Annotated in this window: 22 protein-coding genes and 2 pseudogenes; 4 read left to right on the top strand and 20 right to left on the bottom strand. The window is 65.0% G+C overall.

Features of this window, described 5'->3' with window-relative positions; genetic code table 11:
- The first annotated feature begins 490 nt into the window (after positions 1 to 490).
- Positions 491 to 2,173, top strand: coding sequence for a methyl-accepting chemotaxis protein (locus FHG66_RS08550; protein ID WP_176556170.1), 1,683 nt, complete (start codon positions 491 to 493; stop codon positions 2,171 to 2,173).
- A gap of 1,090 nt (positions 2,174 to 3,263) precedes the next feature.
- Positions 3,264 to 4,268 (top strand): SDR family oxidoreductase, encoded by a 1,005-nt coding sequence (locus FHG66_RS08555; RefSeq protein ID WP_139076327.1) that lies wholly within the window; start codon positions 3,264 to 3,266, stop codon positions 4,266 to 4,268.
- A gap of 850 nt (positions 4,269 to 5,118) precedes the next feature.
- Here the strand turns inward: FHG66_RS08555 and FHG66_RS08560 are convergent.
- From FHG66_RS08560 to FHG66_RS08595, 8 genes and pseudogenes are all read right to left on the bottom strand, one after another.
- Positions 5,119 to 5,544, bottom strand: coding sequence for a hypothetical protein (locus FHG66_RS08560; RefSeq protein ID WP_139076328.1), 426 nt, complete (start codon positions 5,542 to 5,544; stop codon positions 5,119 to 5,121).
- Positions 5,545 to 5,628: 84 nt separating this feature from the next.
- Positions 5,629 to 5,832 carry a YjiS-like domain-containing protein gene (locus tag FHG66_RS08565; RefSeq protein WP_139076329.1) on the bottom strand — a complete coding sequence of 68 codons (204 nt, stop codon included), beginning with the start codon at positions 5,830 to 5,832 and terminating at the stop codon, positions 5,629 to 5,631.
- Between the two features lie 1,064 nt (positions 5,833 to 6,896).
- Positions 6,897 to 7,838: pseudogene (gene ppk2 / locus FHG66_RS08570) on the bottom strand (polyphosphate kinase 2); the annotation flags it as partial.
- A 280-nt stretch (positions 7,839 to 8,118) separates the two neighbouring features.
- Complete coding sequence (locus FHG66_RS22750; RefSeq protein ID WP_342777484.1) at positions 8,119 to 8,355, bottom strand: hypothetical protein; 237 nt, start codon at positions 8,353 to 8,355, stop codon at positions 8,119 to 8,121.
- Between the two features lie 488 nt (positions 8,356 to 8,843).
- Positions 8,844 to 9,086, bottom strand: coding sequence for a hypothetical protein (locus FHG66_RS08580; RefSeq protein WP_139076330.1), 243 nt, complete (start codon positions 9,084 to 9,086; stop codon positions 8,844 to 8,846).
- Between the two features lie 290 nt (positions 9,087 to 9,376).
- Positions 9,377 to 9,724, bottom strand: a complete 348-nt coding sequence (locus tag FHG66_RS08585) for a hypothetical protein (protein WP_139076331.1) — start codon at positions 9,722 to 9,724, stop codon at positions 9,377 to 9,379.
- A 208-nt stretch (positions 9,725 to 9,932) separates the two neighbouring features.
- The gene (locus FHG66_RS08590) at positions 9,933 to 10,832 is read right to left on the bottom strand and encodes an alpha/beta fold hydrolase (RefSeq protein ID WP_139076332.1); all 900 of its coding nucleotides are present in this window, start codon (positions 10,830 to 10,832) and stop codon (positions 9,933 to 9,935) included.
- 248 nt (positions 10,833 to 11,080) lie between these two features.
- A complete protein-coding gene (locus FHG66_RS08595; protein ID WP_139076333.1) occupies positions 11,081 to 11,371 on the bottom strand; it encodes a hypothetical protein in 291 nt (96 codons plus the stop codon).
- 261 nt (positions 11,372 to 11,632) lie between these two features.
- On the opposite strand from FHG66_RS08595, the pseudogene FHG66_RS08600 reads away from it, so the two are divergent.
- A pseudogene (locus tag FHG66_RS08600) lies at positions 11,633 to 12,551 on the top strand (lysophospholipid acyltransferase family protein).
- 74 nt (positions 12,552 to 12,625) lie between these two features.
- Here FHG66_RS08600 and FHG66_RS08605 read toward each other — a convergent pair.
- The 12 genes from FHG66_RS08605 to FHG66_RS08660 form a co-directional block, all read right to left on the bottom strand.
- Positions 12,626 to 14,794: an esterase-like activity of phytase family protein gene (locus FHG66_RS08605; RefSeq protein WP_176556171.1), complete on the bottom strand. Its 2,169-nt coding sequence runs from the start codon at positions 14,792 to 14,794 to the stop codon at positions 12,626 to 12,628.
- 191 nt (positions 14,795 to 14,985) lie between these two features.
- Positions 14,986 to 15,303 carry a phytase gene (locus tag FHG66_RS08610; protein ID WP_139076335.1) on the bottom strand — a complete coding sequence of 106 codons (318 nt, stop codon included), beginning with the start codon at positions 15,301 to 15,303 and terminating at the stop codon, positions 14,986 to 14,988.
- A 383-nt stretch (positions 15,304 to 15,686) separates the two neighbouring features.
- A complete protein-coding gene (locus FHG66_RS08615) occupies positions 15,687 to 16,799 on the bottom strand; it encodes a metallophosphoesterase (RefSeq protein ID WP_139076336.1) in 1,113 nt (370 codons plus the stop codon).
- Between the two features lie 454 nt (positions 16,800 to 17,253).
- A complete protein-coding gene (locus FHG66_RS08620) occupies positions 17,254 to 17,559 on the bottom strand; it encodes an antibiotic biosynthesis monooxygenase family protein (RefSeq protein WP_139076337.1) in 306 nt (101 codons plus the stop codon).
- Entirely contained in the window at positions 17,556 to 17,972 is a 417-nt protein-coding gene (locus FHG66_RS08625; RefSeq protein ID WP_139076338.1) for a cupin domain-containing protein, read from the bottom strand. The genes FHG66_RS08620 and FHG66_RS08625 overlap by 4 nt, the downstream gene beginning before the upstream one ends.
- A gap of 12 nt (positions 17,973 to 17,984) precedes the next feature.
- Positions 17,985 to 19,382: an NAD-dependent succinate-semialdehyde dehydrogenase gene (locus FHG66_RS08630; RefSeq protein ID WP_139076339.1), complete on the bottom strand. Its 1,398-nt coding sequence runs from the start codon at positions 19,380 to 19,382 to the stop codon at positions 17,985 to 17,987.
- 1 nt (position 19,383) lies between these two features.
- Complete coding sequence (locus tag FHG66_RS08635; RefSeq protein WP_139076340.1) at positions 19,384 to 20,229, bottom strand: hydroxypyruvate isomerase family protein; 846 nt, start codon at positions 20,227 to 20,229, stop codon at positions 19,384 to 19,386.
- Complete coding sequence (locus tag FHG66_RS08640) at positions 20,226 to 21,308, bottom strand: Ldh family oxidoreductase (RefSeq protein WP_139076341.1); 1,083 nt, start codon at positions 21,306 to 21,308, stop codon at positions 20,226 to 20,228. Before FHG66_RS08640 ends, FHG66_RS08635 begins: the two co-directional genes overlap by 4 nt.
- A 7-nt stretch (positions 21,309 to 21,315) precedes the next feature.
- A complete protein-coding gene (locus FHG66_RS08645; RefSeq protein ID WP_139076342.1) occupies positions 21,316 to 22,830 on the bottom strand; it encodes a tripartite tricarboxylate transporter permease in 1,515 nt (504 codons plus the stop codon).
- A 20-nt stretch (positions 22,831 to 22,850) separates the two neighbouring features.
- Positions 22,851 to 23,339 (bottom strand): tripartite tricarboxylate transporter TctB family protein, encoded by a 489-nt coding sequence (locus tag FHG66_RS08650; RefSeq protein ID WP_139076343.1) that lies wholly within the window; start codon positions 23,337 to 23,339, stop codon positions 22,851 to 22,853.
- A gap of 62 nt (positions 23,340 to 23,401) precedes the next feature.
- Positions 23,402 to 24,373 carry a Bug family tripartite tricarboxylate transporter substrate binding protein gene (locus FHG66_RS08655; RefSeq protein ID WP_139076344.1) on the bottom strand — a complete coding sequence of 324 codons (972 nt, stop codon included), beginning with the start codon at positions 24,371 to 24,373 and terminating at the stop codon, positions 23,402 to 23,404.
- Between the two features lie 70 nt (positions 24,374 to 24,443).
- A complete protein-coding gene (locus FHG66_RS08660; RefSeq protein ID WP_139076345.1) occupies positions 24,444 to 25,529 on the bottom strand; it encodes an isocitrate/isopropylmalate dehydrogenase family protein in 1,086 nt (361 codons plus the stop codon).
- Between the two features lie 113 nt (positions 25,530 to 25,642).
- Here FHG66_RS08660 and FHG66_RS08665 point away from each other — a divergent pair, with 113 nt between their 5' ends.
- On the top strand, positions 25,643 to 26,593 hold the full coding sequence (locus FHG66_RS08665; RefSeq protein ID WP_139076346.1) for a GntR family transcriptional regulator: 951 nt from the start codon (positions 25,643 to 25,645) through the stop codon (positions 26,591 to 26,593).
- Positions 26,594 to 26,688 lie beyond the last annotated feature (95 nt).

The following is a 26,688-nucleotide window of genomic DNA, read 5'->3' on the forward strand; positions in this document are numbered from 1 at the left end:
ATCTTGATTCCGCCCGTCTGACCATGGCAGCCCGTCCTGACGATGCCGGGTCCCTGGGACGTCGCATCCGATTGCCCGTTGCGACGGGCGCCGAACCCGTCACCACTCGCCCTGCTCTGGTAGAGGCGAATGGTTCAGTCTGGGACTCAGGCGGCGCGGGTAGACGAAGTCTACGATCATCAAAATCGGTCGGAAGCAGATCACGTGGGTCAGTCGGCCCCGGGCACCGGCGCAAATCGATACCAGGCAGTCAGGCCAAATCTCATTAACGTTGATGAGTAAATCAGGACGTATCTTCAAACTCTGGTAGGACACATAGAGTAGGTCAGTGGTTGACGTGAGGGTCAGAAGACCCCCGAGCCATCGTCCAGCCCTGCGGCGTGAGCCGGCGGTAGGGCGGACCGGGGGGTACGTCCCGATACCCCAGTCGACGCTCGGAAATCCGTTCAACAACAATTGTGCCGCGCTGGCCGCGGCAGGAGTTCGTGTCGTGCCCGATACCTCCACTCGCCGCAGGAGCCGACTGCAGAGCATCGTCGTCCGCATCATCCTCATCCAAGGGCTGAGTTTCATCGCCATGATCGCGATCACGGCTGCGAGTTTCTGGGGCAACAACGAGATCGCGTGGCGCATGAAGTCGGTGCATCAGGATCGGGTGGTGCCACTCGTCCAGATCCGCAACGTGGCCGACACCTACGCCGTCGAGGCTCCGCTCGCCCTGAGGACCGCCTTCACGGAAACACCGGACTGGCCCGAGATCCAACGGCGACTGTCAGAGGCGCGGCAGGTCGGCTCGACTAATTGGGACGCCTATCTCGCGACTTACCTGACGGAGGACGAGAAGCGTCTGATCGCGGAGGTGGCTGTCACCAAGGTGGATGCCGATGCCGCGCTGGACAGATTGCAACGAATTGCCGAGGCGCGCGATCCGGCGAAGGCACGGCAGATCCTCGAGGACATCTACTTTCCCCAGATCGCCCCGCTGCGCGAAACGCTCGGACGTCTTTCGGGCTATCAGGAGGCAGAGGCCGAACGTCTCACCAGGACCGGGCTTGCGCTCTCCGAAACGATAGCAAAAGGCACCGCGGCCCTGAGCGTCACTATGATCGTGCTGTCGCTGGTGTTGGTGCTCGTTTTCGGCGCGCGGCTTCGGCGGAGGCTTGGCACGGCGGTGGACCTGGCCGAACGGGTTGCGTCTGGCGACCTTCGCACATTGGCTGCCATTTCTCGGGACGAGGTAGGCGACGTCTGCGCTGCGCTGAACCGGATGGTCGAGCAACTACGGGGCGTGGTCGGTCAGGTGACCGAAGCCTCCGAGCGGATGGCCGCAGGATCAGACGAACTCGCCGCCACCGCGCAGCAGCTGAGCCAAGGCGCCACCGAGCAGGCGGCCTCGACCGAAGAGGCCTCTGCGACCGTGGAACAGATGGCCGCAAGCATCCGGCAAACGGCCCACAGCGCCGAGGCCAGCAAAGCCATGGCCCGGCAATCACTGGAGAGCGCTCGAGAGGTGGGCCGGTTGGCTGCAGGATCACTGGACAGCTCCGAGGCGATCGCGAAGCAGATCCTCGTCATCCAGGAGATCGCGCGGCAGACCGACCTCCTTGCCCTCAACGCCGCCGTAGAGGCCGCCCGGGCCGGGGAACACGGGCGCGGCTTCGCCGTCGTGGCCTCCGAGGTCCGCAAGCTGGCGGAGCGCAGCCGGACCGCGGCCGTCGAGGCGGCACAACTCTCGGCCCGAACCATGGCCGGCACACGGGAAACAGGGCCGAAGCTGCAGGTCCTGATGAATGACATGGAGCAGACGGCCCAGTACGTCGCCCAGATCTCGAACGCCAACCACGAGATGGCGGGCGGCGCTGGGCAGATGGTTCAAGCGATCGAGCAACTGAACGACGTCACCCAGCAGAACACCGCGGCCTCTGAACAGGTGTCCGGGACGGCTGTCAATCTGGCCAGCCGAGCGCATGGCCTCCTGACCGCGATGAGCTTTTTTCGTTTGGAAGCCAAACCGGAGCTGGCGCCCGGTCAGCGCAACCACCGAGTGCAGCCCCAGGCCAGGTCCCAACCCGTGACTAACTCGATGAGGCCGGCCCAGAAACTACTGGAGCTGGAGCACGGAAGTGTACCTCGACGAGCTTCGCCGTCGATCCGCCAAGTCGGGGCCGTTTGAGCCACAGCTTGACTGATCAGGCCGATCCTCCAACGCCTGCTCGGCACGTCTCGAGGACAGTGCAAGAGGATCTTGCACCCTGGCCGAAGAGGGCGAGCCAAATGGAGGCATGTCGGTCCACGCCGACCATCAGCAGTCAAGTCTACAAGGCTTGTGGGCTGAACCTGTGGAAACGAGGGGTCGTTCAACCTTGCGCGGACGCTCGACTCGCGACGCTGCAAGCTGTCTTGTTGATCTTCGGGTGCCGGCGGTCGCCCATCCTTCTGCGATGGGCAAGATCCACCTATCGACGGGTCATCCCACCTTTGCGACCGCGCCAGATCGACGTCGTGCTAGCCCTGCCTTAACGAGGCCATTTCTGCCGATCACACTGTCGCTGAACGAAGAATCAGAATTCCAGCACGCTGCCGGCGCCAATCGACCCGAGCCATTGTAGCAATTGCGGCCCGGTGCAAGGAGATGGAAGTGCCCGCTTTGGCCCTAGGGACCTAGGCCGATCCAGCCGCTAGGCCTGGGCAGGACCTTACCGATCCAGCAGGCCTCTGACGTCAGACGGTTTCGGCGAGCGACGCACAGAGCGTCGAACACCGCCGCTGCCCTTCCATGCGCCACGGTTCAGGGCTTTTGATCCGTCGCGAGCGACTCCTCAAAAGGGGATCCGATGTCGACTGTCTGCGCGTCGGCGTCAAGGCTGGGATCAGAGGCGATCATGAGAGGTTGATGCATCCGATACCGGAGGTGGTAGTGCCACCCTCCTTCAGGGTGACACGATTCAGATGGTACTAGCCGACTACGGGAACGAGGCGAGGGCCCTCGGACCGGGCGGAGACCGTGAAATCGATGGTCACTGGTTGTGAACGATTCCTGACGTTCGTCGAAGCGCCTGAAGCAAGGATTCTGACCCTGCGCGCCAACTTGGAAACCACTCAGTTCGGGCAAGCCCGCCGCAGGAGTGAGGGAGCCAAGGCCGGCGCCTGTCCGCCGGCTCCCGCCCGCCAGCACGACCGCCAGGGAACCGTCACGCCTATCCTCGATTAAGCCGAACATAAAGCCGGCGTCAAAGGCCGCGAGATGGAGAGGCAGGTAGCCCATGGACGACATTGACACCTCACGACGTGCGTTCGTTACCACGGCAGGCGTTGCGCTGGCTGCAGGCGCTGCGGCCACAGCGGCTGGACCCGCCCGGGCACAGGAGCAGAACGCCCCGGGCGCGCCGACCGCGCCGCGCGCAGCCAACTACCCGAAGCCGCCCTTCCCCGAGCAAAGCCAGCCCTGGCCGGGCCTCGCGTCGCGCATGGAGCCGCGACCCGACCATGGCGAAGAGAGCTATCGCGGCTCGGGCCGGCTTGCGGGCAAGCGCGCGCTCATCACCGGTGGCGACAGCGGAATCGGGCGGGCAGCCGCCATCGCCTACGCGCGCGAAGGCGCCGCGGTGGTGATCAACCACCTTCCGGAGGAGGAGCCCGACGCTGCCGAGGTCCGCGACCTCCTGACCAGCGAAGGCCACACCGTCATTTCCATGCCCGGCGACCTGCGCGACGAGGCGTTTTGCCGCCAGTTGGTGGAGGACGCAGCGCGCGAGTTGGGCGGCCTCGACATCCTCGTCAACAACGCCGCCCGCCAGCAGGCGCTAGCCACCTTTGAGGAGATCTCGCCCGAGGAGTTCGACGCCCATTTCAAGACCAACGTCTACGCCCCCTTCTGGCTCACCCAGGCAGCGGTCCCGCTCATGGGCCAAGGCAGCGCGATCGTGTTCACCTCGTCCGAACAGGCGGCCAATCCATCGCCCGAGATCCTGCATTACGCCATGACGCGCGCTGCGGTACTGAACTTCGCCAAAGGGCTCGCCAAGAGCCTCGCGCCGCGCGGCATCCGCGTGAACGCGGTGGCGCCTGGGCCATTCTGGACCCCGCTACAGGTGTCGGGTGGCGCCCTGCCCGAGAAACTGGTCACCTTCGGCTCCCAAACCCCGCTTGGCCGTCCTGGCCAGCCTGCCGAGATCGCGGGGCTTTACGTGGCTGCGGTCGACCCGGCCCTCAGCTACTCGACGGGGCAGATCTTCGGCGCAACAGGGGGTGGAGGCCAGCCGGCCTGAGGTCGAAGGAGCGCCCCAACCACATGGTCGGGTGATTTGTGGACGCTCCCTGATGCCCGGTGCGCCTGATCGTGCCAGGTGGACCCGGGAAGCCGGGACCTGGGCCGGATCGTCCTTCTGAGTAACCGCGGACACCGCAGACGCGGTCCAGGCCAACAGCAAGCCGTCGCGCGCGGCTTGCCGTGCCGCGCCCGCTACTGCCCCGGCAGCACCACGGAGTATGAGAGTATTGCCAAGATCCAGCGCGAGCCGATCACATTCCGCATGGCAGTACGTTCGTATGCTGGACATCCCCAGTAGGCTCCATTGTCGGGGCCTAACTCCATTCGCAGTGTGCCCGCCCGAGAGGAGGGGCAACGTCAGGTCTTCTGAACCTTACCTGCAAGCCGCGTTCTGCTGAACCCGATTGCCATTATCGTGCGTGCCAGCTGGGATGGCCGATCAGGTCTACAAAGGCGGAGTGGTTGCAAGCGCAAGATCCAGCTCAGCGCACCGGTAGGTCTCATGGCCTGCACACTGGCTACAGTGGGACCGTGGCCCGCAACGAGATGGCCTGTTCGGACACGGCTACCCTGTCCTGGGGCGAAAGGCCCGCGGGTTGTGTTCCGGAGCGGATGACGGATGAGACTTGCAGATCACGTCCATAGGCAGATGCGTTTGGCCGAGGGATGTGACGACCAAGTCCCGCCCTCACCTGGATTCCCGAGACGGGACTTCTCCCATTAGCACCCCACATTCGGGAACCCCGAATGAGTGGTAGTCTTGCGCACTGGCACCTCGGGTCAGGTAAGGGCTTTGCAGGGACATTTCAGATCACGGCACCGCTGTCTGTCCGCCGGGTTCGTCCTTCTCAGGCCGTCCAGGGGCGAACGGATGCACCTATTGCGCCCAAGGCTGGCTCGTCCCGGGCCAACTCGGCGAACAGCGCCTGCAACCACTGGAATGGGACGACGGCGATGTGGCCCAGCTCCGCGCGAAGGTCGGCAGAGCCAGCATAGGCCAGTGCGGCGACTTGCAATTGGCGGTAAGCGCGCGCGTCCTCGGCCTTCAGTCGGCGAAGGACACGCGCGGTCAGGCCGAGCCGGGGCAACGACAAGGCGATACTCATGCAGGCTGCAATGTCCATAAGGATATAGTCGCCATCGCACTGGCAGGTCAGCCCCAAGGGCGTCATGGCCAGCAACCGCATCCGCTGGGCATGTTCGTCATAGGCCAGCTGAAAGGCTCGCGAGAGGCGGCGGGCTTGATGAACCGTGAAGTCGGCGATGACCGCCATTCTCAGCGTTCCTGTCGGACATGGCACTGGGCTCGGTTTGGACCCGGAGGGAGGGTGAGTGAGGCTGGATTGCACCCCACCCGGTCAGCGCCGCTCAAGATGCTCGGTCGCCTGCAATAGGCCGATGTCGTCCAGCAGGTAAGGCGGCAGATCCCGCAGTTGGCGGGACGAACGGCGCTTGTCCTGGCGCGCCGCCCACCAGCGCACCAGTGATGCCGGCTGGAACCGGAGTGCCGAGACTGCCCGCTCTTCCGGAGAGCGCCTGCTGAAGGAGACCACGTCGGACATGAGATCTGCACCCCTGGTCTTGCCGGCCAGTCCAAGGCGGAGCGGCTCGGTTGGCGGGCTGCTACAGGCCTGCTATCACAACTCCCTGACAAATCCCTGACGGTTCGGTGACATGAAACCGGATTCGACGCGGTGCAGGGCCGGACAGAGGCGGGCCATCCGCGGGTCCCGGTCCGATGCCCCAGTTCGCACGGAGAGCGGGCGGGCGGCCCGAAGGATGGCGGTCAAGGTGCTAGCCGGTGGCGCCGTGCTGGCCACCGGGCTGTCTGCTGCCGGGCAAAGCCGAATGAAGGACGTGACGGGCATGGTCCGCGAGGCGTTCGAGAGGAGTGCTCGATTTGCGCGAGCCGGACTTGGCAGAGACCGCCAGATCGAAGAGGACCGGAAACGCGGTGCCCTGAACGGAGGCTGACCCGTTGACCGAGGGCGACCACAGGGCCGATCGGCTTCACGAGCCTGGCTCAACTCTTCACGCGCCCGATACAAACGTCCGTGAGGATGAGCTCGGAGCGACCGTCGTCATCGGCCCGTTACATGTAGTGCTCAGGCCTGATCCATCATCAGCCGGAGACGTAATCATGGACCAGTGCCGAACCTGCCGAGAGGTGGTTCCGCAAGGCGCCAAGACCTGCGGCGACTGCGCCGATTACGAGAGGGCAACCCGCATCGCCTGCCGCGTCCTTGACGACTGCGACGTGCACAGCGGAGTTCTGGCCGCCTCCATTGGGGCCGAGATCGTCAAAGAAGTCTTGGTGCGTCGTCGTCTTAAGGCTGAGCCCTCCCCGTTGGCCCCTTCCGAGCCTCAGGCAAGCCACGCGGCCTGATGCGGCTCAGCTCTTGAGGATCGACCGGAGGCGGGCCCGCCAGCCTTTCCGGGAGGCCGACTTGCCCGGCGGAGGATTGGACAGGGCCTCGGAGGGACCGAGCGCCGGATTGCGCTCGGCCACGAGGCGGACAAGCTCTGCGGGCACTTCCGGCTCTTCCCTCGGGGCCTGTTGCTCTCCTAACGGTTCAAGAGCGCCGGCCATGGGTCTGGGATTGGAGACCACCCCTGTCGGACGTGGGTACCGCTCCGGCACGTACAACTCGCGGGGCAGCACGGCGCGCTCGTAGTCTGCGTTGTAGACGCGCTCGGGCAGCGCGATCTCCTCGTGGGTGACCTCTCCGTAGGGGATCAGGGTCAGCAGGTGGGAGATGCAGTTGAGGCGCGCTCGCTTCTTGTCGTTGCCCTCCACGATGTACCAGGGCGCCTCGGGGATGTTGGTGCGGGCAAACATGTCCTCCTTGGCCTTGGTGTAGTCCTCCCAGCGGACGCGGGACTGCAGGTCCATGGGCGAAAGCTTCCACTGCTTCAAAGGATCGTGGATGCGCACGAGGAAGCGCAGTTGCTGCTCCTGGTCGGTGATCGAGAACCAGTACTTCACGACCCGGATGCCCGATCGGACCAGCATGCGCTCGAACTCGGGCACGTCGCGGAAGAACTCCTCGACCTGATCCTCGGAAGCGAAGCCCATCACGCGCTCCACGCCGGCGCGGTTGTACCATGAGCGGTCAAAGAGCACGATCTCGCCGCCTGCGGGCAGGTGCGGCACGTAGCGCTGGAAGTACCACTGCGTCCGCTCGCGGTCCGAGGGGGCGGGCAGCGCCACGGTGCGCACCACGCGGGGGTTCAGGCGCTGGGTGATGCGCTTGATCACGCCCCCTTTGCCCGCGCTGTCGCGGCCCTCGAACAGGATGACGACCTTCTCCTTGTTGGCCACCACCCAGTCCTGCAGCTTGATCAGCTCGGCTTGCAGGCGCAGAAGCTCGGGAAAGTAGATCGATCCCGGCAGTTCGTCGGGGTGGGCGCGCCGGTAGAGTTCCGCGATGCGCCGCGACAGGACCGCGTCATCCAACTCCAACTCCGGATCGTCGTCGGCTCCGTCCGCTGCCTCGGCCAACTCATCAAGAAGCCAGTCCTCGGGCTTGCCCTTCCAGAGATCGGCAAGGGCACGGCGGTCAGGCATGAGAGGCTCCGGGGGCAATCAGGTTTGATGGGCACGAGTTGGTTCGGATCATGGACGACCCCGACGGCCGGACCTTGGGTAAGGTGGCGGATGACGGTGCCTCCAGTCCTTCCCTGGCGCCCTCGAGCAGCGCAAGGCCCAGGATGCGATCGGGGTTGGTGAGAGGCGGCATGACCACACCGTCGAGCTTCTGAAGCCCGAAGCGGCGGCAGTAGCGCAGGTTCTCCGCCAGCAGTACCAGGCTCCAGCCCTCCTCGCGCGCGCTCGATGACTAGCAGAGTCAGCATGGCGCCAGCCCGTCGCCCTGGTGGGTGAGATGCACCGGCAGCGGGCCGAGGAGCAAGGCCCACCTCCGATCCGAGCCCTGGTCGATGTGGACGGGCCAGTTGCGGATCACTCCGGTCAGGGTCCCCTGCCCGTCCCGTGCCACGCGACACAGGGCAGCGACGGGCGTCACGCCGTCCTGGAGGCAACAGGAGGATAGCACCCCCAGTCCCGGCGCGAAGCACAGGTCCAAGGACCCCTCCACCTCCCACCAGCCCTCCCCGGTCTCCTCCGCCAGGAAAAGTGTGGTGGCGGCGGGGCCGTTCGCCGCCCTTCGGTCGACGCGGCTCCTGAAAGCCTCTGCCCTCGCGCAGGGGAAAGCTCTGGCAAGGTTCATGTCTTGCCGAAGGGGAGCATGCTCCTTCGCCGGCACGCTGGTCGGCTTTGCCTGTGCAGGGCCATAGGCTCATTGTAGATGGCCGGCTGACCAGCTCCGACACAGAAACCCGGCACCAAGCGGCTCCCAACGCAAGGGTCGCGAAATAAGCGCCGCATCATCAGAAGCGTCCTCAAAATCCTTGTGATCCCGTCTGACGGGTCTCTTGCTGGGCTGCTGGGCACCCGCACGGCTTAACCGCATGGCAGGGCTTACGTTCTGTGGGCTGCCTACCGACAGTGTTTGACGCTCGTGTGACACAAGGCGCAAAGATGGCATCAAGCCGCGCTCCCCTCCTGACCCCCTCAATCGCCCTTCAAGGTCGTAAGCGACATGCCAAGATAGGTCCGGTACTCATCCGGCGACTTGGCGCGGATGTTCTCCAGCACCGAGCAGAGGGCATTCAAGAGAACATCGAAGGCGAACTGATCCTGCTGATCCGGCTTGGGGCCTGGGGTTTGGGAGTACACGTCCTGCAGCACACGGACGACAGCCTGCACGAGACGCTCCGCAGCTGGGGAGGAGCCCGCAATGTCGTAGTCCAGCATGTTTTACTCGAATTGGTTGTTCACGCGTGCCTCATAGGCCGTTTCGCTTGCGCGCTCCAGCGTCGCCCGGGGCCAGCGCTCGTCAAAAATTGAGACATGCTGAACGGACGGTCGATGCGGGCCAACAGGACGACCTTTGGCCGCCCCAGATTCCAAGCGGCCCAGCGCATGAACACAAAGGCCGCAAACATGACCATGTCCGTCATGCTTGTCGCTCCATTGTGGGCTGATACGTCACCCGAGATGGTCAGTAAGGGCGACCAGGCGGCGCGCACGAAAGCGAGACGTTGCTAGCCCGAACTACTGAACGCCCCTCGGACGCGCTGCCCCTGCAGTCTCCTGAGCGTCTTTGGGTTGCGGTACCCGGGCGAGTTCGTCTCATCCGCCAGTTGTAGGTCGGGAAAGGCTTGGAGGAAGCTCAGAAGGTGATCCGACCGCCGGAAGTAGACGGCCAGCGCCTCGGTTTCGAGGGAGTCCGCCTCGTGGTGAGCGAAGTTGGCTTCGCCCACCTCGCTGCGCAACCAGCGCAGGATTTCGATCAGCACCGGCCCCAGACCCAGCGCAGGCACGTGCAGCTTCACCCGGAGGGGAAACGCGGCGTCGTCAAGGACGCGTGGAGGGATGCTGCGCTGCGGCATGATGGGGCATCTAGAAGCCGGACGGGCTAGGGAAAGCTCGCAGGCAAGCATCGGCCGGGATTGGCCGCAGGGACGCCCAAACTCGTCACGGCGTAGCCACCGACGCCAGCAGTTCTCTCGGAAAGCTCCGGGTTGAACGGTTCCTACCGAGTTCGTCGGATCGGACAAGGTAAGGCCTAGGCCGCGGAGGCAGGGCGGCGTTCGACCGTCAGGATGGAACGCCTCGCCTGACCAGTGCCTTCAAGCGTTGGAGGGAGACAGAGCGCAGTCCTTTGGGGCCCCTCGGTCCGGAGGTGGCGGTCCTCAGACAGGACAATGGGGTCTCATCGGGCCGTAGCAGAAGGTCTTGGTAGAGCCTCCAGACCCCGGGCCGCAGATAGCCGGACCAGTGACAGATCCGGACGCGCGCCGGTCGGATCCGCCAGCCCCACTGTCTCAGAGTCCCGAGGACGTCTGGGTCGTCCAGGGCCAGATCCAGCCAATTGTCGTCGCAGATCGACCTGCGGGCGAGCCTACGACCACGATACGGCAAAGCCGCAAGTAGCAGCGCATCGAAGAGGCGGTTCTCCCGTCCAGTCACGTTCACGAACATGGCCATCCGGCCAGCGGGCGACCGGCACGCGGCGCGAGCTTCGGCCAAGGAAAGGGCCGGGGCGATCAGGACCACCCTTTGGACATCGTTCGGCCCAAGGTCGGTCAAGGCCGAGTACGCGACGCGCGCGCCCAGCGAATGGGCGATGACATGCACAGGGCGTTGCCCGTCCAAGGCACGAAGTATCCCTATGAAGCGGGCCAGCTTCTTTCCTTGTGCTGCAGCCTGGGCGTTGGCCTGCCAGATCGTCCCTGTGCTGGGCCAGCCCCACGCCACGCCGAGGCCCCTGTCGCCGGCAAGGTCCAGCCGCCGCGGCCAGGAAACGGCCCCCCACCGCCGTCTGTCCGGATCCAGGCCCAGAATATGTAGGTGCGGGTCGCTTTGGGGGTCAAATGGGTCAAAGCCAAAGCCATGAATCATCACGACCACAGGCGCCCGGCTAGGCAGGCGCGCCAGCACGCAGGGCAGATCGGTCGTGCCCGGCAGAGCGCTATCGCGCACGGCGAGGATCGGCATCCTGTCCTCCTGCCCAGGCCAAGGCTGATGGCGCCTTAGCCGAGTTCCTGAACAAGGCGATGACAGAGGAACGTCGCTGTGATGACGTTCAGGCTGATCGGGTCCTCGCTGGTGCAGTTGCCGGCTTGCCGACACCGGCTCCAACAGGTTGATCAGGCTGGATGGATGAAAGGCTGCCGGGCTAGAGGCGACCTGACGATGGCATCCATGGACCGACGCACCAGCAGGTGTCCGATCCAGCGTCCGACCTAAGCCGCCTCATCGAAGATCTCATCGAGATAGACTCCTTCGTCGACCATCTCGACGAGCCACCGTCCCAAGCTGAAGCCGGAGATCTGGTGACTCCGGTAGATCTCCAAGGCGTCCCTTGCGGTGATCAGGCCCTTGTCCATGCGGTGCACGACTCCGACGAGCCGATTGACCACATCGTGCGGTGACGTGGGATCCTGGGCATCACGGTGCGTACAACTGATCTGGGCCCGCAGGCGAGCCCTGAGATCCTCGAGATGCGCCTGACTGGTTGGATTGTGCAGATACATCGTGTGTGACCTCCGTAGTTCGCCTCGGAAGCGCCCGACCCCATGCTCGGCCGGCTCTGCGGTCAGATAGCAGCGCAGTTTTGCCGTTCTGTGACAGACGGCATCCATCCACAGGAGTCTATTCACGGCCACGCGCCATTGCAGCTTGCGAGCCCCGCTTTGCGGCGTATTGCTACGTGCCCGGTCCTCCTCCGGCTTCGAACGTCTTCGACCCGTTGCACTCCGCTGCCACATGCAAGGTGGATCAGCCTAGATGAACGCATGCCTGTCACAGCCCGCTTCGCGCGAGAAGTCAGCTATGCCAGCACCGCAGGCACTCGTCCCTGCCGTGCCGTGGTGCGTCTACTTGAGAACGCCACCGGCCGCATCGGCCTGATCCGTCGGGCTCGGGGCTACGAGGAGGAGGTCGCCGCCGGCCGCGACTTCTGGGACGTGATACGGCATCGGCCTGGATGTCATCGGCGGCAGCTTGAACAGCATCCCCGCGCAGGGGCCGTCGGTTGTGGTCGCCAACCACCCCTATGGCATCCTTGATGGTTTTACCTTGGGGCGCATCCTGTCCGCCCGCCGCTCAGGCGATTTCAAGATCATGGCGCACCGCATCTTCGAGCGCGCGCTGGATCTCCAGCGCATCCTGCTCCCGATCAGCTTCGACGACAACAAGGAGGCCGCGGCGAGGAACTTGGCCACCCGGGCCGACGCGTTGGAGTATCTGAGGTAAGCCGGCGCCATCGGCATCTTTCCAGAGGGCACCGTCTCCACCGCCGTCACGCCTTTCGATCTGCCGCTCGATTTGGTCTGGCGCAGCTTCACGGCCAAGATCATCCTGCGGCCGCGGGCTACGGTCGTGCCGATCTTCTTCGACGGGCACAGCTCGCGGCTCTTCCAAGTCGCAAGCCACCTGGACACCACGCTGCGGCATGGTTTGCTCATCCGCGAGTTTCGGACACGGGTGGGTACTGATGTCCGCATCGTCGTCGGCAGTCCGGTCCCGCGCGAACGGCTGGCCGCCTTTGGATCGGATGCCAAGGCGATGATGTCCTACCTGCGTGCTGAGACTTATGCCCTCTCGCCCAGCCTACTGCCGACCGCGCGCCTTGGACACGAGTTCAAAGCCCGGCATCGACCAATCTTTGCGACCCAAGCACCGGCCCTGAACAGCGGCTGGATCAGGTCGTGACGGTGGGACATGCAACAGGTCCATGAAAGGGGCCCGGCCTGCTGGACGGGCCCTCGCATCAGTGCCGCCGACTACTAATCGACGGAGCCGATGCTCCAGAACTGGGTCTCGCCCGTGCTGTCGTCCACGCCGTCGTTGTCTGTGACCAGCCAAGCCGTGCCGTCGGGGGCGATCGCCATGCCCTCGACCTTCTCCAGGACAAAGCCGCCGCTCGACCGCAGGTCGGGGATGAGGTCGCGCACGACCTCGCGCGTGACGGTCGGGAGGTCGCCGCCCAGCGGAGCGGGCGTCATCTCGGTCAGGGGAACACGGGTCACGAGCTTCGTCACGGCGTTCGCGCCCGTATGGTTGTCGCGCTCGATCAGGTAGACCCAGTCGCCGTGGGCCACGATCTCGGACAGGCCGACCCAGCCTTCGCCGGTGGGCTCGGCCTTCTGGTAGCGCACCGCGCCCCATTCCTGGTTTTCCGGCTTGTAGGCGACGAGCTTGACCGTGTTTTCCGGGTCGTCCTTCCACTCGCGCTGTATGGCGATCCAGAGCGTCCCATCGACCATGGTCAGCCCTTCGGCACCAAAGCGCGTCTCGCCGGCGAGAAGCTCGGGTGGGAAGGCCACCTCCTCCTGAATCGCGCCGTCGGCCCCCACATGGAGGAGCGCATGAGGCACGAGCCGGTCCGTGCGCCCCTCGTTGGCGAGCCAGAACCCGCCCTCTCCGTCCAGCGCGATGCCCTCGAGATCCAGCTTCTGGGCCGGGCTGCCGTTGCGGGTCACGGTCATCGCCTCGGTGATCCGGGCGGGCGTCTGGGTCGCGTTGATCGTGAAGATCGTGGGCGCCATCTCGTAAGCGCTGTCGCTCACGGCATAGAGCCGCCCAGGCTGATCAGGGTCGGCCACAAGACCCGAGAGAGCGCCCCAGGCGATGTCCGACCCCGCTCCTTCGGAGGTGATCGTCGGATAGGCCGGCGCCCCTTCGGAGCGCTGGAACAGCATCACATGCGCTCGGGCCAGAGCGTCGCCTCCGAGGTCGGTCTCGTTGGAGGTGGCGATCAGCCCGCGCTCGGGAATGGCGACAAGGCCTTCAGGGCCGACCCCGGACGGGAGCATCTGGAGGAGGACCGGGTTGACCGGGTCGGTGACGTCATAGACTCCGACCACCGAAGCGCGCTCGGATTCGACGAAGACCAGCGGCGTGCCGTCGAATGTTGCGAAGCCGATGGACTCCGGCTCGGCACCCTTGGAGTCCGACCGGCCCTCGGGGTAGTGGCCGATCTGGGCGACGGCGTGCTCGAAGCTGGCGCCGCTGTCCCAGACGACCTGGCCGTCCTTGCTCCAGATGGTCCAGCCGCGGCTGCCGCCGTCCATGTCCCCTTCATTGGCTGTAGCGAAATGGGTGTCGTCGATCCACTTCACACCGTCGGGCTCGCGCGGGACACCGGCCGTGCTGTCGTCCATGACGATCGCGCCATCCTCGGCCGTGTCGATGCCCTCTAGGTCCACGCCTCCGGCGGAGAAGTGAGACAGCACCGCGCCCGTGCGGTCCAGCACGGCGATGTGGTTGTTCTCTTGCAGCGTGACGACGATCTCGCCCGCTTCGTTGATGTCCACGAACTCGGGCTCCGGGTCCTCGGGGGCCACTTCGGCCAGTCCGGTCAGATCCGCCCTGATGACGCCCGCGCAGTCCACCGCACCCTCGGCGAGCGGCAGGAGGACCAAGGTGCCAGCCGGCATCTGCGGCACGCGTCCGTCGCCGGCGTCCTCGTCACGCTCGTTCTCGATAGCGATGGCCAAGAAGCTTCCGTCCCGGGCCGCCGCCACGCTGTCAGGCTGGCCGCCCAGGTCGCAGCGGGCTGTCTCCTGCCCCGAGGCCATGTCCATGGTCACCAAGACGCCCGACGGTTCGGTGAAGCTCTCTGAAGTGTTCACGGCCACAAACGCCGTCATGCCCAGAACCGCGACCGAGGTCGGCTCCCCGTTCATGGCCACGTTGCCCTTGGGCTGCGGGTTTGCGGGGTCCGCGATGTCGATCATGCCCACCACGCCCAACGGGCTGTCGGTGTAGATCAACGTCATCCCATCGGCCGAAGCCGCGATGATCTCGGCCGAGGTTTCGGCGGAGCGGTCTCCACCGTCGGCCATGTTGTCGGTGGTCGCGAAGCTTGCGACGCGGTTGAAAACCGACTCGGCCGAAGCCGTTCCGGCCATGAGCGCGATCGTGGAAGTCAGGCAGGTCAGTCGCAGGGACAAGGTCGTCTCCGGTTGGTTGGGGTCGTGACTCCCGTCGCCCTTGACCCTCAATTGTAACATGGACGTGAAACACCACCCGCTATGCGCTGCGACGCTGACCCCGCCACTTGCCGGGGCGGGCGCTTACCCCCGGAGCGTCCGGCCCGGCCATCGTGCAAAGCGGTCCGGCAGGCGGCGGTCCGCAACTGCGGTCAGGGAAGTTGGCGGGCGATGGCATCCCAGGCGATGAGCTTGAAGTCGGTCGTGAAGCCCCCGTTCTGGTCGTCCATGACCACCGGGAACCCGCCAAGATGGTCCGGTCCTATGACCTGAAAGATGCCATCGAGGCCGTTCATCCCGGTGACGCCGTCCACGCTAGCCGGCGCGATCTCGAGCAGGGCCTCGCAGGTGGATGAGACTTCGGCAACCAGCCGCAGCAGCGCCGCCCGGTGGAAGCCCTTCACGGAAGTCACCAGGTAGCGCACCGCCCCGTCCAGGATGGCGAGCCCCTCCACATCGTCACGCGGCAAGCAATCCGAGGAGAACGCGGCGACTATGGTTAGCCTCGGTGCCCCCCGTAAGGCGAAAGACGAAAGCGTCCGATGCCCCGGTCCTCCTCGCCTACGCAAATGTGCCCGGACCGGTCGTCGGTGGCCATGCCTTCGGGCTGGGTGCCGACGTGCGGCCAGCGTGTTGTCGGGGGTCCCGGTCGCGTCCTGCGCGATAGCGGCCATGGGAAGAAGGCAGAGAGCGAGCGGGCGCATCGGAAGACTTTGGGATGGTCAGTAGCAGGACCTCAGCATTCGTGATTGATGCTGGCGTGACAGATCGGAGCAGCGGGCTGCTGGCCCTCGCTGGGCGCTTCGCCTGTCAGGGCATTCGGTCACGGCAACGGGACCGGGTCGCGCCCCGATCACCCGTATCGCGCAACATGGATCCGGTACTGCCCCCCTGCGGCTTCGAGGGCGCCGATCGTGCCCGAGCGAGTGGAACCCAGGTCGAGGTTGATGCGGGCGTGGCTCCTTGACAGGTTCGCACGGGCAAGGAGCCGGTCCAAGCCGGTGAGCCTGCTCTTGGTGACTGGGGAATGACCGTGGACCACAAGGGTCGGACCGGGGGCCCCGCCCCCATCCCACCCGCCACGCCAGTTCAGGAAGGGCTCGCGGATGGTGCTCCAGTGATCAAGCCCAGGCGTGACGTCCTCAAGACCTTGGGCCAGAAATGCCGTCCGGTCGCTGTAGGGATCGATCCCGGCATGAACGAAAAGGAGGTCGCCATCCCAGAGATGGCCGGGTGTCGCACGGAGTTGCTCCTCGGTCCCGACAGGGAGCGCCTCACGAACCGCGGCACGCTGCTCAGGGACGGGCAGGTGTTGCGCCCCGATCTCCTTTAGGGCGGTATCCCCGCCTTTCTCCAGCCAGAGCCGGAAGGAAGACCCGTCGTCGGCCGGATCGAGGGCTTTCAGAAGGGCCGCTTCGTGGTTGCCCGGCAGGATGACGGCCTGGTCGAACCGCTCGGCGCAGCCTTGCGCCAGATGGAGGCTACGGATCGAGCCCGGACCGCGGTCGACGAGGTCGCCCAGGAACACGATGGACCGCATCGTCCCGTCCGCATGAGGCTGGGCGCACAGATGGGTGAGAAGCAGCAACAGGAGATCGGCGCAGCCATGAACGTCGCCCACCGCAAAGAGGTGACTTCGGGCGGTTGTCGAATGGGGGAAGGCTTGCCAAGGGGTGGAAACGATCCGAGGAGGCTGATCGAATAACCGCCGGTCCCACCAAAGCCGAGGTCTGACCAGCCGCAGCATCCGCTTCCAAACATGACTGACCATCATTTGAAGTTCAGCCTCCATGCCCTTGCTCGACAAAGGTTCGATGCCACCGACGGCGCCGCCAGACATCGCTTCGCCGGGAGCGAGCCATTCAGGATGAGCACCTTGCCACACATTGGGCAACCAGAGACCAATAGGAAGGCTAGAGCGGGGCGAGGCCTCGCAACTCGTCAGGGCTGGGTCACCCGCGACCATGGAAGCCCGAGAAGCCCGTCCACCAGAATGGACGCGGGGTCGGGCCAGAGCGCTCCGAAGTCATGCCGAGTTCCGCAAGGCCTTGACCGATGTTCCGATCAAGGCCACGGTTTCAGGATCGTCGGCATCACCCGGTCACGCGCTGGCTGTGCAGAGCCACTGGGGCCTCTTTTTGGCCGGTAACCGTATCCGATGCGGTATCAGCGATAGGGAGAATGTCACAGGCGAGACCTGCTGCAGCGTCACTGAAGTTCCGAGCTATCCGACCAGAATGGTTTGGCGGCGGCAGTGACCGGCCCAAAGCCTTCGACGGGAGCCCAACAGGTGCCGCCAGGCGGGCCAGCATCGGCCCGAACGGAGACGGCAGGGGCAAATCGGTCCTGAGCGAAACCACAAACCCTAAAGCGCAACGGTGCTTACGCGGAACTGGTGAAGTCACGTGGCTCCCATGGCGTCAGGCTCCGCGGGACGTCAAAGACTCCTCGGAATGCGTCACCGACGGGGGCGCGGCAACGTGTGGCGAGACCAAGGCCCGCCACTGCGCAAAGGCGTCCGAGCCTCGGAAGAGGACAGTGTGGTCCTCCAGCGTCTCCCAATCCACCATCAGGCGGTAGAGACCTGGGGTCTCCATCACCCGGTGCAGTCGCACGCCCTGGCACCCATGCGAGCCTAGGAACAGGGGCACGGCCTCACACACGACGGCTTCGAGGTCAGCCTCGCGGCCCGGCGTGACGGTCAGCTCTGCGGCCTCAAGGATCATGCTTTTCGTCCGTGTTCGGCGTCGATGGTGCGCGTCTCGCCCGTGGCGGCCATGGTGCGGGTCGCATCGACGGAGGCATAGGTCCAGAAGATGCGCATGGGCTTCTCCTGGGAGGCGTTGATGAAGCGGTGAGGCACGTTGGCGGGAAGCCACGTCGTGTCGCCGGTCTTGAGCGGATGAGGCACGCCGTCGATCTCGGCGATGGCCTCCCCTTCGATGACCATCACCGATTCCTCGCAGTTATGCCAGTGGACCCCGATGGCCGCACCCGGATCGAAGGCGGTGATGCCGTTGATGAGGCTTGTGGAGCCGCAGGCGCGGGTCACCAGAGGCGTGGTCCTCGCGCCGCCCCCCCGGTCGTTGGTGGGGCGCTCAGACGGGCGCAGGATGGCGGCTTGGTTCGTGTCGCTCATGGGGTGCCTCCTTCAGTCGGCGGCCTTGACAGGAGCCGGCGTCTTGGCAGGCCCGATCCAGACGGTCTTGATGTTGGTGAACTCCTTGATGCCGTAGGAGCCCAACTCGCGCCCATAGCCCGACTTCTTGATGCCCCCAAAGGGCAGCCGCGCATCCGACGCCACCATGCCGTTGATGAACACGGCGCCTGCGTCGATCCGACGTGCGAGTTCTCGGGCGCGGTCGAGGTTGGTGGTCCAGAGCGCCGCGCCGAGCCCGAACTCGGTCTGGTTGGCCAGGTCCACCGCCTCGTCAGCGTCGCGGACGCGGATAATGGCCGCCACAGGGCCGAAGGTCTCTTCGCAGAACGCGACGTGATCGGGCCGCACGTGGTCCAGGATGGTGGCGGGATAGTAAAAGCCTGGGCCGTCAACCGGCGCACCGCCGGCCAGAACCACAGCGCCTGCGGCCACGGAGCGTTCGACCTGCCCATGGAGGTCGTCGCGCAGGTTGGCCCGGGCCATAGGGCCAATGTTGGTGTCGCGCTCCATGGGATCACCCATCTTGAGCTTGGCGACATTGGCCTTGAACGCCTCGGCGAAGCGGTCGGCCACGGCGTCCTCGACGATGAAGCGCTTGGCGTTGACGCAGCTCTGGCCCACGTTGATGTAGCGCGCCTTCACGGCCGTGGTCGCTGCCGCCTCGATGTCGGCATCGGCCAGCACGATGAACGGGTCCGAGCCGCCCAACTCCAGCACCTGCTTCTTGAGCGCTTTGCCTGCCTGCGAGGCGACGATGCTGCCCACCTGGGTGGAGCCGGTGAGCGTCACGGCGACGATGCGGTCGTCGGCGATGAGGCCTGCGACCTCGGAAGCCTCGATCAGGAGCGTGCGCATCAGTCCCTCGGGGCAGCCGGCCTCGCGCATGACCTGCTCAATGGCCAGCGCGCACTGGGGCACGTTGTTGGCGTGCTTGAGGATCGCGCCGTTGCCGGCCGCGAGCGCGGGCGCGGCGAAGCGGAAAAACTGCCAGAAGGGGTAGTTCCAGGGCATGATCGCCAGCACGACGCCCAAGGGGTCGAACACGACCGCGCTTTCGGTGGCGTTGGACTCGATCCGCTCGTCCGCGAGAAAGCGTGGAGCGGACTCGGCGTAGAAGTCGCAGGTCCAGGCGCACTTCTCGATCTCGGCCTCGGCCTCGACGATGGGCTTGCCCATCTCGGCGGTGATGAGGGCGGCGTACTTGCGCTTGCCGTCGCGCAAGGCCCGCGCCATGCCGGTCAGCAGCTCGACGCGCTGCTCGATCGGACGCCTGCGCCACTCGCGTTGCGCCGAAACAGCACCATCCAGCGCGGCATTGACCTGTTCGGACGAGTGCGCCTGAAAACGTGCGAGCTCAGTCCCTGTGGAGGGATCTATGGAAATGATCATGTCAGTGATCCTGAAGCTGGGTATGGGAGAGGGCCCGAAAAGGAAGCCCGAGCCGTTCGCGCCAAGGACCGATCCAGCCGAGACCGGCCTGAGTGGTGCTGGCAGGGATGTATTCAAAGCCGATGGCTCCGGCGTAGCCGACGCTTTCGAGCGCTTGGAGGATGGGATCGAAGCTGATGGCACCAGAGCCCGGCTCGTGGCGGCCAGGGTGATCGGCGATGTGGACATGGCCCAGCCTATCCGCGTGCGAGCGGATCAGCGCCAGAGGGTCCTCGCCGTTCGCAGCAGCGTGAAAGGTGTCGAGGAGGACGGACACCTCGCCTCTGTCGTACTCCCTCGCGAGCGCGAAGGCTTGGTCGAGGCGGTGCATGTGGTAGCTCGGCACGGCCGCGTGGCCGATGGCTTCGATGAGGATGGATACCGGACGCCCACGGGCGCGCTCGACGGCGGCATCGAGGTTGCGCCGGTACGTCTCGGCTGTGCTCTCCGAGGTGATGCCATCTGGAACCACACCAGCCATGGGATGGACGAAGGGGCAGCCCACGGCCTCGGCATAGTCGAGCGACCGATCCAAGCTCTCCAGGAACTCGTGCTCCCGCCCAGGTAGCGCAGCGATCCCCTTCTCGCCCTTGGTCGCGTCGCCCACCCCTGCGCAAAGCTGGCTGAAGCTCATGCCAAGCTCATCCAGCTTGGCCTTCACTTCCGCAGCCGACAGAGCAAAGGGCTGGGGGTGCTCGACAGCATGGAAGCCTGCGTTGGAGGCTGCCTCAAGTCGATCCTGCAAAGGCAGATCGGTGAAAAGATAGCCAATATGGACCGACAACCGTGGCGTGGTCCGGATGATCATGAGGCCGCATCCAGAGGGCTGACGCTCGCCTGCGGGAACGGCACCCCGACCCGATCGCCTTCGGCTGTCAGATCAGCGACGACGTTGTCGGTCACAGGAATGCCTGTGCGACGCCGCTCGGTTTCGCGACGCGCTTCAGGCTCGCCCGGCATCATGATCTCCTCCACCCCGGCTGCTCGAGGAAGCGCCTTGATGCGGTCGTAGAACGTGTCCATCCGCGCCTCGAAGTCGGTCATGGAGAGGAACAGGTCCGGCCTGATGGCGAAGAACAGGTGGCCCACGTTCTGTGGCTCGCTGTGGTCGAAGTAGAGACTCTTCACGTCGCCACCAAAGTTCGCCCCTGTGAGCACGCCGGAGAGAAGGTCCATCAGCGTGGCCAGCACGGAACCCTTCACGCCGCCGAAGGGCAGGCACACGCCCTCAAAGGCGCGGGCCGCGTCGGTGGTTGGGTTGCCGTCCACGTCGAGCGCGAGGCCCGGCTCGATCGGATCGCCCCGCATGGCGGCCAGACGGATCTTGCCGCGCGCGATCACGGTCATGGCCATGTCCATGACATAGGGCGGGTGCTTGCCTCCGGGGACGCCGGCCGCGATGGGGCTCGCGCCCAGAAAGGTCGTGCGGCCGCCCCACATCGGTATGGCGGGCGACGAGTTGGTGAAAATCAGGGAGATATAGCCCGCCTCGATAGCCTGAAGGGCATAAAATGCGCCCATGCCGAAATGCGTCGAGCGGTGGACGGAGACCAGTCCGATGCCCGCCTTGGCCGCGAGACGGCACGCCTCGTCCATAGCGATGTGGGATGGAATAAAGCCCATGGCATTGTCGGCGTCTACCGACGCGACCGCGCCCGCCACCTCGGTCACCCGGATGTCCGGGCAAGGATTCACCAGACCGGCCCGCAGCCGCTCCAGATACATCGGAATTCTCGAGACTCCGTGGGAGTCGATGCCACGTAGATTGGCCTTGACGAGATCGGTCCCGATCGTTGCCGCATGCGCCCCAGACATGCCCGTGCTGGCAAAGACACCGGTGGCGAAGGCTGCCAGGCAATCCGGAACGAAGTACTGAACAGAGCTCATCTCGTCTTCAAGGCGCGGATTTGGCGAGAGCTTTCGCCTGCCTGCGGGCACGCCACCGGAGGAGCGGGGGCAAGGCCACGATCAGGACGGCGATCAGGAAAAGAGCAAGCGCGATCGGATGAGTGACGAAAACACTCATGTCGCCTTGGCTGATGGCCAGTGCCCGTCGGAACTGCTGCTCGGCCAACGGACCCAGGATCAGGCCGACGATGGCGGGGGCCACTGGTACGTCGAGCGCTCGCATCCCAAAGCCCACGAGGCCGATGATCCAAAGCGCCCAGACGTCGACCAGGTTGTTGTTGAGCGTGTAGGCGCCCATGGTCGCGAAAACCAGAATGCCCGCATAGAGCCAGGGACGCGGGATGTGCAGGAGCTTTACCCAGACGCCGGCCAGCGGCAGGTTGAGGACCAGGAGCATGACGTTGCCGATGTAGAGGCTGGCTATCAGCCCCCAAACGAGCTCGGGCTGGCTGTCGAAGAGCGTGGGGCCGGGCTGGATCCCATATTGCTGGAAGGCCGCGAGCATGATCGCCGCAGTTGCCGAGGTCGGAAGCCCCAGCGCGAGAAGCGGCGCGAGCACGCCCGCGGCCGAAGCGTTGTTGGCGGCCTCGGGCCCGGCGACGGCCTCGATGGCGCCATGCCCGAACTCCTCCGGGTTCTTGGCCAAGCGTTTCTCGGTCAGATAGCTCAGGAAGGTGGGGATCTCCGAGCCCCCGGCGGGCAGGACGCCGATGGGGAAGCCGATGGCCGTTCCTCGGAGCCAAGGCTTCCAAGAGCGGCCCCAATCCTCGCGACTCATCCACATGGAGCCTTTAAGGGTGGAGAACTCCTCGGGTTCGAAGCGCAGGCGGGCGGCGGTCCAGAGTGTCTCACCGACGGCGAAGAGTCCGACGGCTACAATGACGATGTCCACGCCGTCGAGGAGCTCGCGCACCCCCAGGGTAAAGCGCATCTGCCCGGTCTGGAGATCGATCCCTACGAGGCCGAGCGCTAGGCCGATCAGGAGGCTGAACAGGCCACGTGTGATGGAACTGCCGAGCAGCGCCGTCACCGTTGTCAGCGCAAGGACCATAAGCATGAAATATTCGGCGGGCCCGAATAAGAGCGCGAGCTTGACCATCAGGGGAGCGGCAAAGGTGAGCCCCAAGGTGCCTATGGTGCCTGCGATGAACGAGCCAATCGCCGCGGTGGCGAGCGCCTGCGCGCCCCTACCCTTGCGCGCCATGGCGTTGCCGTCGATAGCCGTCACAATCGAGGCGGTCTCGCCGGGCGTGTTCAGCAGGATCGAAGCCGTCGATCCCCCATACATCGCACCATAGTAGATTCCGGCAAACATGATGAAGGCGCTCGTCGGGTCAGACCCGTAGGTGACCGGCAGCAGGAGCGCGATGGTCAGCGCCGGCCCGATCCCCGGAAGCACGCCGATGGCAGTGCCCAATGTGACGCCGACCAGAGACCAAAAGAGGTTGATGGGCGTGAGCGCCACTGCGAAGCCTTGGAGAAGTGCGGCAAAGGTGTCCATGTGACTGGCTCCAAGCGGCGTCAGGCCAATAGGCCCAGGAATACGAGAGCAGGCTCGATCCACTCGCCGACGGGCAGGCTCAGCCCAAGGGCGGCGTCGAAGGTCAGGAAGACGAGCGACGCGAGGACAAGACCGATGGCGGCGTCGCGAAGCCAGGCCCTCTCACCGAAGGCCCGGGCCACTGCCACGAACAGTAATGCAGCCGAGATGATCCAGCCCAGCCGCTCCAGCAGCAGGACGAAAACCAGAAGGCTGCCGGCCACAGTCAGGACGGCCGGCCAGTCCACCTGCGGGATGACGACCGCCGGTGCGGAATGCGATCGCGCGTCATAGAGGAGCCGGGCGCCGACGCAGAGCAGCCCCAGGGCAATCAGGGCCGGGAATACGCCTGGTCCTACCACACTTCGGGCGGCAATCGCGGGAGCCGTCCACGTCCCCCAGGCGATATAGGCCGCAAGCACGACGGCGATGAGGCCCAGGATAGCCTCGCCGAGACGAAAACCTGACATATCCAGCTCCTCCGGACACTAGAGTGCGAAGGAGCGCTCCGTCGGCGCTCCCTCTTTAAGGCTCAGAGCACGCCCGCATCCTTGAGGGACTGCTCAACCTTTGCATTCTCCTCTTCGAGGAACGCCTTGAACTCGTCGCCGGCCAGGTAGGTGTCAGTCCAGCCGCGTTCGGCGAGCAGGGCTTTCCAAGCCTCAGTCTGGACCATGGCGTCGATTGCAGCAGAAAGCGCCGCCTTGTCTTCGTCCGACATGGCGGGGTGCGCCGCAATTCCGCGCCAGTTCACGACCGCGAGGTCCACGCCGCCTTCCTGGAAGGTGGGCACGTCCACGCCTTCGATGCGCTCCGGCCCCGAGATGCCAAGCGCCCGTAGCTCCCCCGCCTCGATCTGGGGCGCGAATTCTTCGTAGCCCGAGATACCCACGCTGGTCTGCCCGCCCAGGACCGAGGCCAGCACCTCCCCGCCACCGGCATGCACCACGAAGTTCATCTGCGTGGGATCTACGCCCACAGCCTTGGTGAACAGACCCGCGATCACGTGGTCGATGCCACCGATGGAGCCGCCCGCCCAGGACACGGCACCCGGATCGGCCTTGATCGCTTCGGCGAGGCCCTGGAGATCTTGGATAGGCGAGTCAGCAGGCACCACGATGACGTCGTTCTCACCCATGAGCCGCGCGATAGGCTCTACTTCGGCCAGCGTCACCGGAGATTGAGTGGTCAGAACTCCGCCTACCAGAGCAAAGCCAAGGACGAGTGCTGCCGGGCCACGCGGGTTCGAGGTCACGAACTGCGCCAAGCCCACGGTGCCGCCCCCACCAGCGACGTTCTCCACCTCGATATTGGAGGCGAGTCCTTCGTCGGTCATGGCCTGCTGGACCGCGCGGGCAAGCTGGTCGTAGCCCGACCCGGCGCTTGAGGGCGCAAGAAGCGAAAGGGATTCAAGCGGCTGTGGAGCCTCCTGGGCCAGCACGGGACTGACCAGCAGTGTCGTGGCCGCGAGAACAGCGAAGGTTCGGCGTGTAAAGTTGAGCATGAGGTCTCCTCCCTTGGATTTGCTCTTGGCTCTTGAGTTAGGTCTTATTCCGTGCAGGTCGTGGCTCTCCTCAAGTCACGGTCTGCGGTTGTCCTGCTCGCGTCAGCATCTGGCAGATCCGGGCCGTGAACTCTTCGGTTCCGAGTGCCCCGCCAATGTCGCGCGTCCGGGCGGTCGGGTCCCTCAAAGTGTTCTCGACGGCCGCCTCGATCATCGCTGCTGCTTCGGAAAGTCGAGTATCAGCATGTTTCTGTCCCAGCCATTCCAGCAGCATGGCCAGGGACAGGATGAGCGATGTGGGATTGGCGACCCCCTGCCCTGCGATGTCGGGGGCGGAGCCGTGTTGCGCCTGAGCGACGCAGTTTGCCTCACCTGCGTTGATGGAGCCACCGAGACCAAGGCTTCCGCAAAGCTCGGACGCCTCGTCCGACAGGATGTCGCCGAACATGTTGGTCGTGACGATCACATCGAAACGGTCGGGCGAGCGGATCAGGTGTGCGGCGGCGGCGTCCACGATCAGTTCTTCGAGTTGGACCTCCGGGAACTCTTGGGCGACCTTCCTCACCTCGCGCAGGAACAGACCGTCCGACAGTTTGACCACGTTGGCCTTGTGAACCGCCGTGACTTTCTTCCGGCGACCGCGCGCCAGTTCGAAGGCAGTGCGGGCCACACGGTTCGAGGCGCGGGCGGTGATCTTGCGGACCGACAGAGCCATGTCCGGGTCGGGCATGAACTCGCCCGTGCCTGCAAACATGTTCCGGTCCGAATAGAAGCCTTCGGTGTTCTCGCGCACGATCACGAGGTCCATGGGCTTGCGCAGGATCGACAGGTCCGGGAGCGACCGGCAGGGCCGGATATTGGCGAAGAGCTCGAACTTGGTCCGAAGCTCGCCCGACGGGTTCAGGCCTCCTTTGTCCTTGGGTGGGTACTCGTAATGCGACACGGGTCCCAAAACCACGCCATCCACCTCGGGAATGCGGCGCATCACGGCCTCGGGCAGAGTCGTGCCCTGCGCAGCCAAGGAAGCAAGGCCGATGTCCATGCTTTCGATCTGGAGATTTAGTCCAAGGCGGACCTGCACAATCTCGAGAACGCGCAACGTCGCCGCCGTGATCTCGGGACCGATGCCATCGCCGGGCAGCACGAGTAGCTGCATTCTTCCTCCCGTCTCCTGAAGACCACCCCCAGGTTGGTTTTTTGTGATTGACATATACCGTCTATTCGGCAGCTTGGTATTTAGCAAGCAAGAAAAACTGCTATAGCTGTGCCATGGTCACCGCCCCTACACCTCTCGCTCTTAGCCTGGCCAATCAGTTGGTCGAACAGTTACGCGCCGGCGGCTTGGAACCAGGTCAGCGCGTGACAGAGCGCAAGCTCGCGCAGCAGTTCCGAGTCTCACGCTCGCCAGTCCGGAGTGCCCTTCAGTTGCTTGCGCAGGCAGGTGTTCTGATCCCGGGAGATCGGGGCTATGAGATCGCTGCCCCGTCAGCAGCAGACGCCTGGCCTCTGCTCAAGGAGCCTCCTGACGAAGAGGAGGTTATCTATCGCCGCATCGCGGATGAGCGCTTGTCCGGCAGCCTTCCCGAACGGATCACCGAGAGCGAGTTCCTTCGTCGTTACAGCTTGACCCGTGCGCGGTTGGCTCGTCTCTTGCGGCGCATGACGCAGGAAGGCTGGATCGAGCGGCTTCCGGGCCATGGATGGACCTTTCTCCCGGTGCTCACCTCGCTGGAGGCCTACGAGGACAGCTACCGCTTCCGCCAGTTGATCGAGCCTGCGGCCCTGCTTGAGCCCCGATGGACTTTGGATCGCCCTGCTCTTCAGGCGCGTCGCACCGAGCAGCTCTGGCTCGTCAATGGCGGCATTTTTGAGGTGTCAGACGCCAAGCTCTTCGAACTGAACAGCGGCCTGCACGAGACCATCATGGAGTGCAGCCGCAATGCCTTCCTCATCGAGTCCCTGCGCCGTGTGGACCGGCTGCGTCGCCTCATCGAATACCGGCAGACGCTGGACCGCAAGGTATCTCGCGAGCAGTGCTTGCAGCACGTCGAGATCCTCGACCTTGTTCTGGCCGGTCGGAATGAGGACGCTTCCACCACCATGAGGCGTCACCTGGGCAAGCTTCGTGGCCTAAAGGCTAGTGCGCGGGACGAACATCCAGCCGATCCAGAGGCTGACGTCCTGGCTGATACGCCTGCCCCCGATATCTGCCAGGTCTAAGAGCCTGACCCGAAAAGAGTTGATCGACATCAGCGGGTTGTGACTCCGTCTGGCGGCCAAGCACGACGGAACCACGCATGCCCTGGACTGACGCC

This window comes from Rubellimicrobium rubrum (genome assembly GCF_006152115.1).
Classification (GTDB): domain Bacteria; phylum Pseudomonadota; class Alphaproteobacteria; order Rhodobacterales; family Rhodobacteraceae; genus Rubellimicrobium; species Rubellimicrobium rubrum.

Bases quoted from the DNA above. Each gene is read 5' to 3' on its own strand.
- FHG66_RS08555 (WP_139076327.1), top strand. From the start codon at position 3,264: ATGGACGACATTGACACCTCACGACGTGCGTTCGTTACCACGGCAGGC.
- FHG66_RS08560 (WP_139076328.1), bottom strand. From the start codon at position 5,544: ATGGCGGTCATCGCCGACTTCACGGTTCATCAAGCCCGCCGCCTCTCG.
- FHG66_RS08565 (WP_139076329.1), bottom strand. From the start codon at position 5,832: ATGTCCGACGTGGTCTCCTTCAGCAGGCGCTCTCCGGAAGAGCGGGCA.
- FHG66_RS08580 (WP_139076330.1), bottom strand. From the start codon at position 9,086: ATGCTGGACTACGACATTGCGGGCTCCTCCCCAGCTGCGGAGCGTCTC.
- FHG66_RS08585 (WP_139076331.1), bottom strand. From the start codon at position 9,724: ATGCCGCAGCGCAGCATCCCTCCACGCGTCCTTGACGACGCCGCGTTT.
- FHG66_RS08590 (WP_139076332.1), bottom strand. From the start codon at position 10,832: ATGCCGATCCTCGCCGTGCGCGATAGCGCTCTGCCGGGCACGACCGAT.
- FHG66_RS08595 (WP_139076333.1), bottom strand. From the start codon at position 11,371: ATGTATCTGCACAATCCAACCAGTCAGGCGCATCTCGAGGATCTCAGG.
- FHG66_RS08615 (WP_139076336.1), bottom strand. From the start codon at position 16,799: ATGGTCGCGGGTGACCCAGCCCTGACGAGTTGCGAGGCCTCGCCCCGC.
- FHG66_RS08620 (WP_139076337.1), bottom strand. From the start codon at position 17,559: ATGATCCTTGAGGCCGCAGAGCTGACCGTCACGCCGGGCCGCGAGGCT.
- FHG66_RS08625 (WP_139076338.1), bottom strand. From the start codon at position 17,972: ATGAGCGACACGAACCAAGCCGCCATCCTGCGCCCGTCTGAGCGCCCC.
- FHG66_RS08630 (WP_139076339.1), bottom strand. From the start codon at position 19,382: ATGATCATTTCCATAGATCCCTCCACAGGGACTGAGCTCGCACGTTTT.
- FHG66_RS08635 (WP_139076340.1), bottom strand. From the start codon at position 20,229: ATGATCATCCGGACCACGCCACGGTTGTCGGTCCATATTGGCTATCTT.
- FHG66_RS08640 (WP_139076341.1), bottom strand. From the start codon at position 21,308: ATGAGCTCTGTTCAGTACTTCGTTCCGGATTGCCTGGCAGCCTTCGCC.
- FHG66_RS08645 (WP_139076342.1), bottom strand. From the start codon at position 22,830: ATGGACACCTTTGCCGCACTTCTCCAAGGCTTCGCAGTGGCGCTCACG.
- FHG66_RS08650 (WP_139076343.1), bottom strand. From the start codon at position 23,339: ATGTCAGGTTTTCGTCTCGGCGAGGCTATCCTGGGCCTCATCGCCGTC.
- FHG66_RS08655 (WP_139076344.1), bottom strand. From the start codon at position 24,373: ATGCTCAACTTTACACGCCGAACCTTCGCTGTTCTCGCGGCCACGACA.
- FHG66_RS08660 (WP_139076345.1), bottom strand. From the start codon at position 25,529: ATGCAGCTACTCGTGCTGCCCGGCGATGGCATCGGTCCCGAGATCACG.
- FHG66_RS08665 (WP_139076346.1), top strand. From the start codon at position 25,643: ATGGTCACCGCCCCTACACCTCTCGCTCTTAGCCTGGCCAATCAGTTG.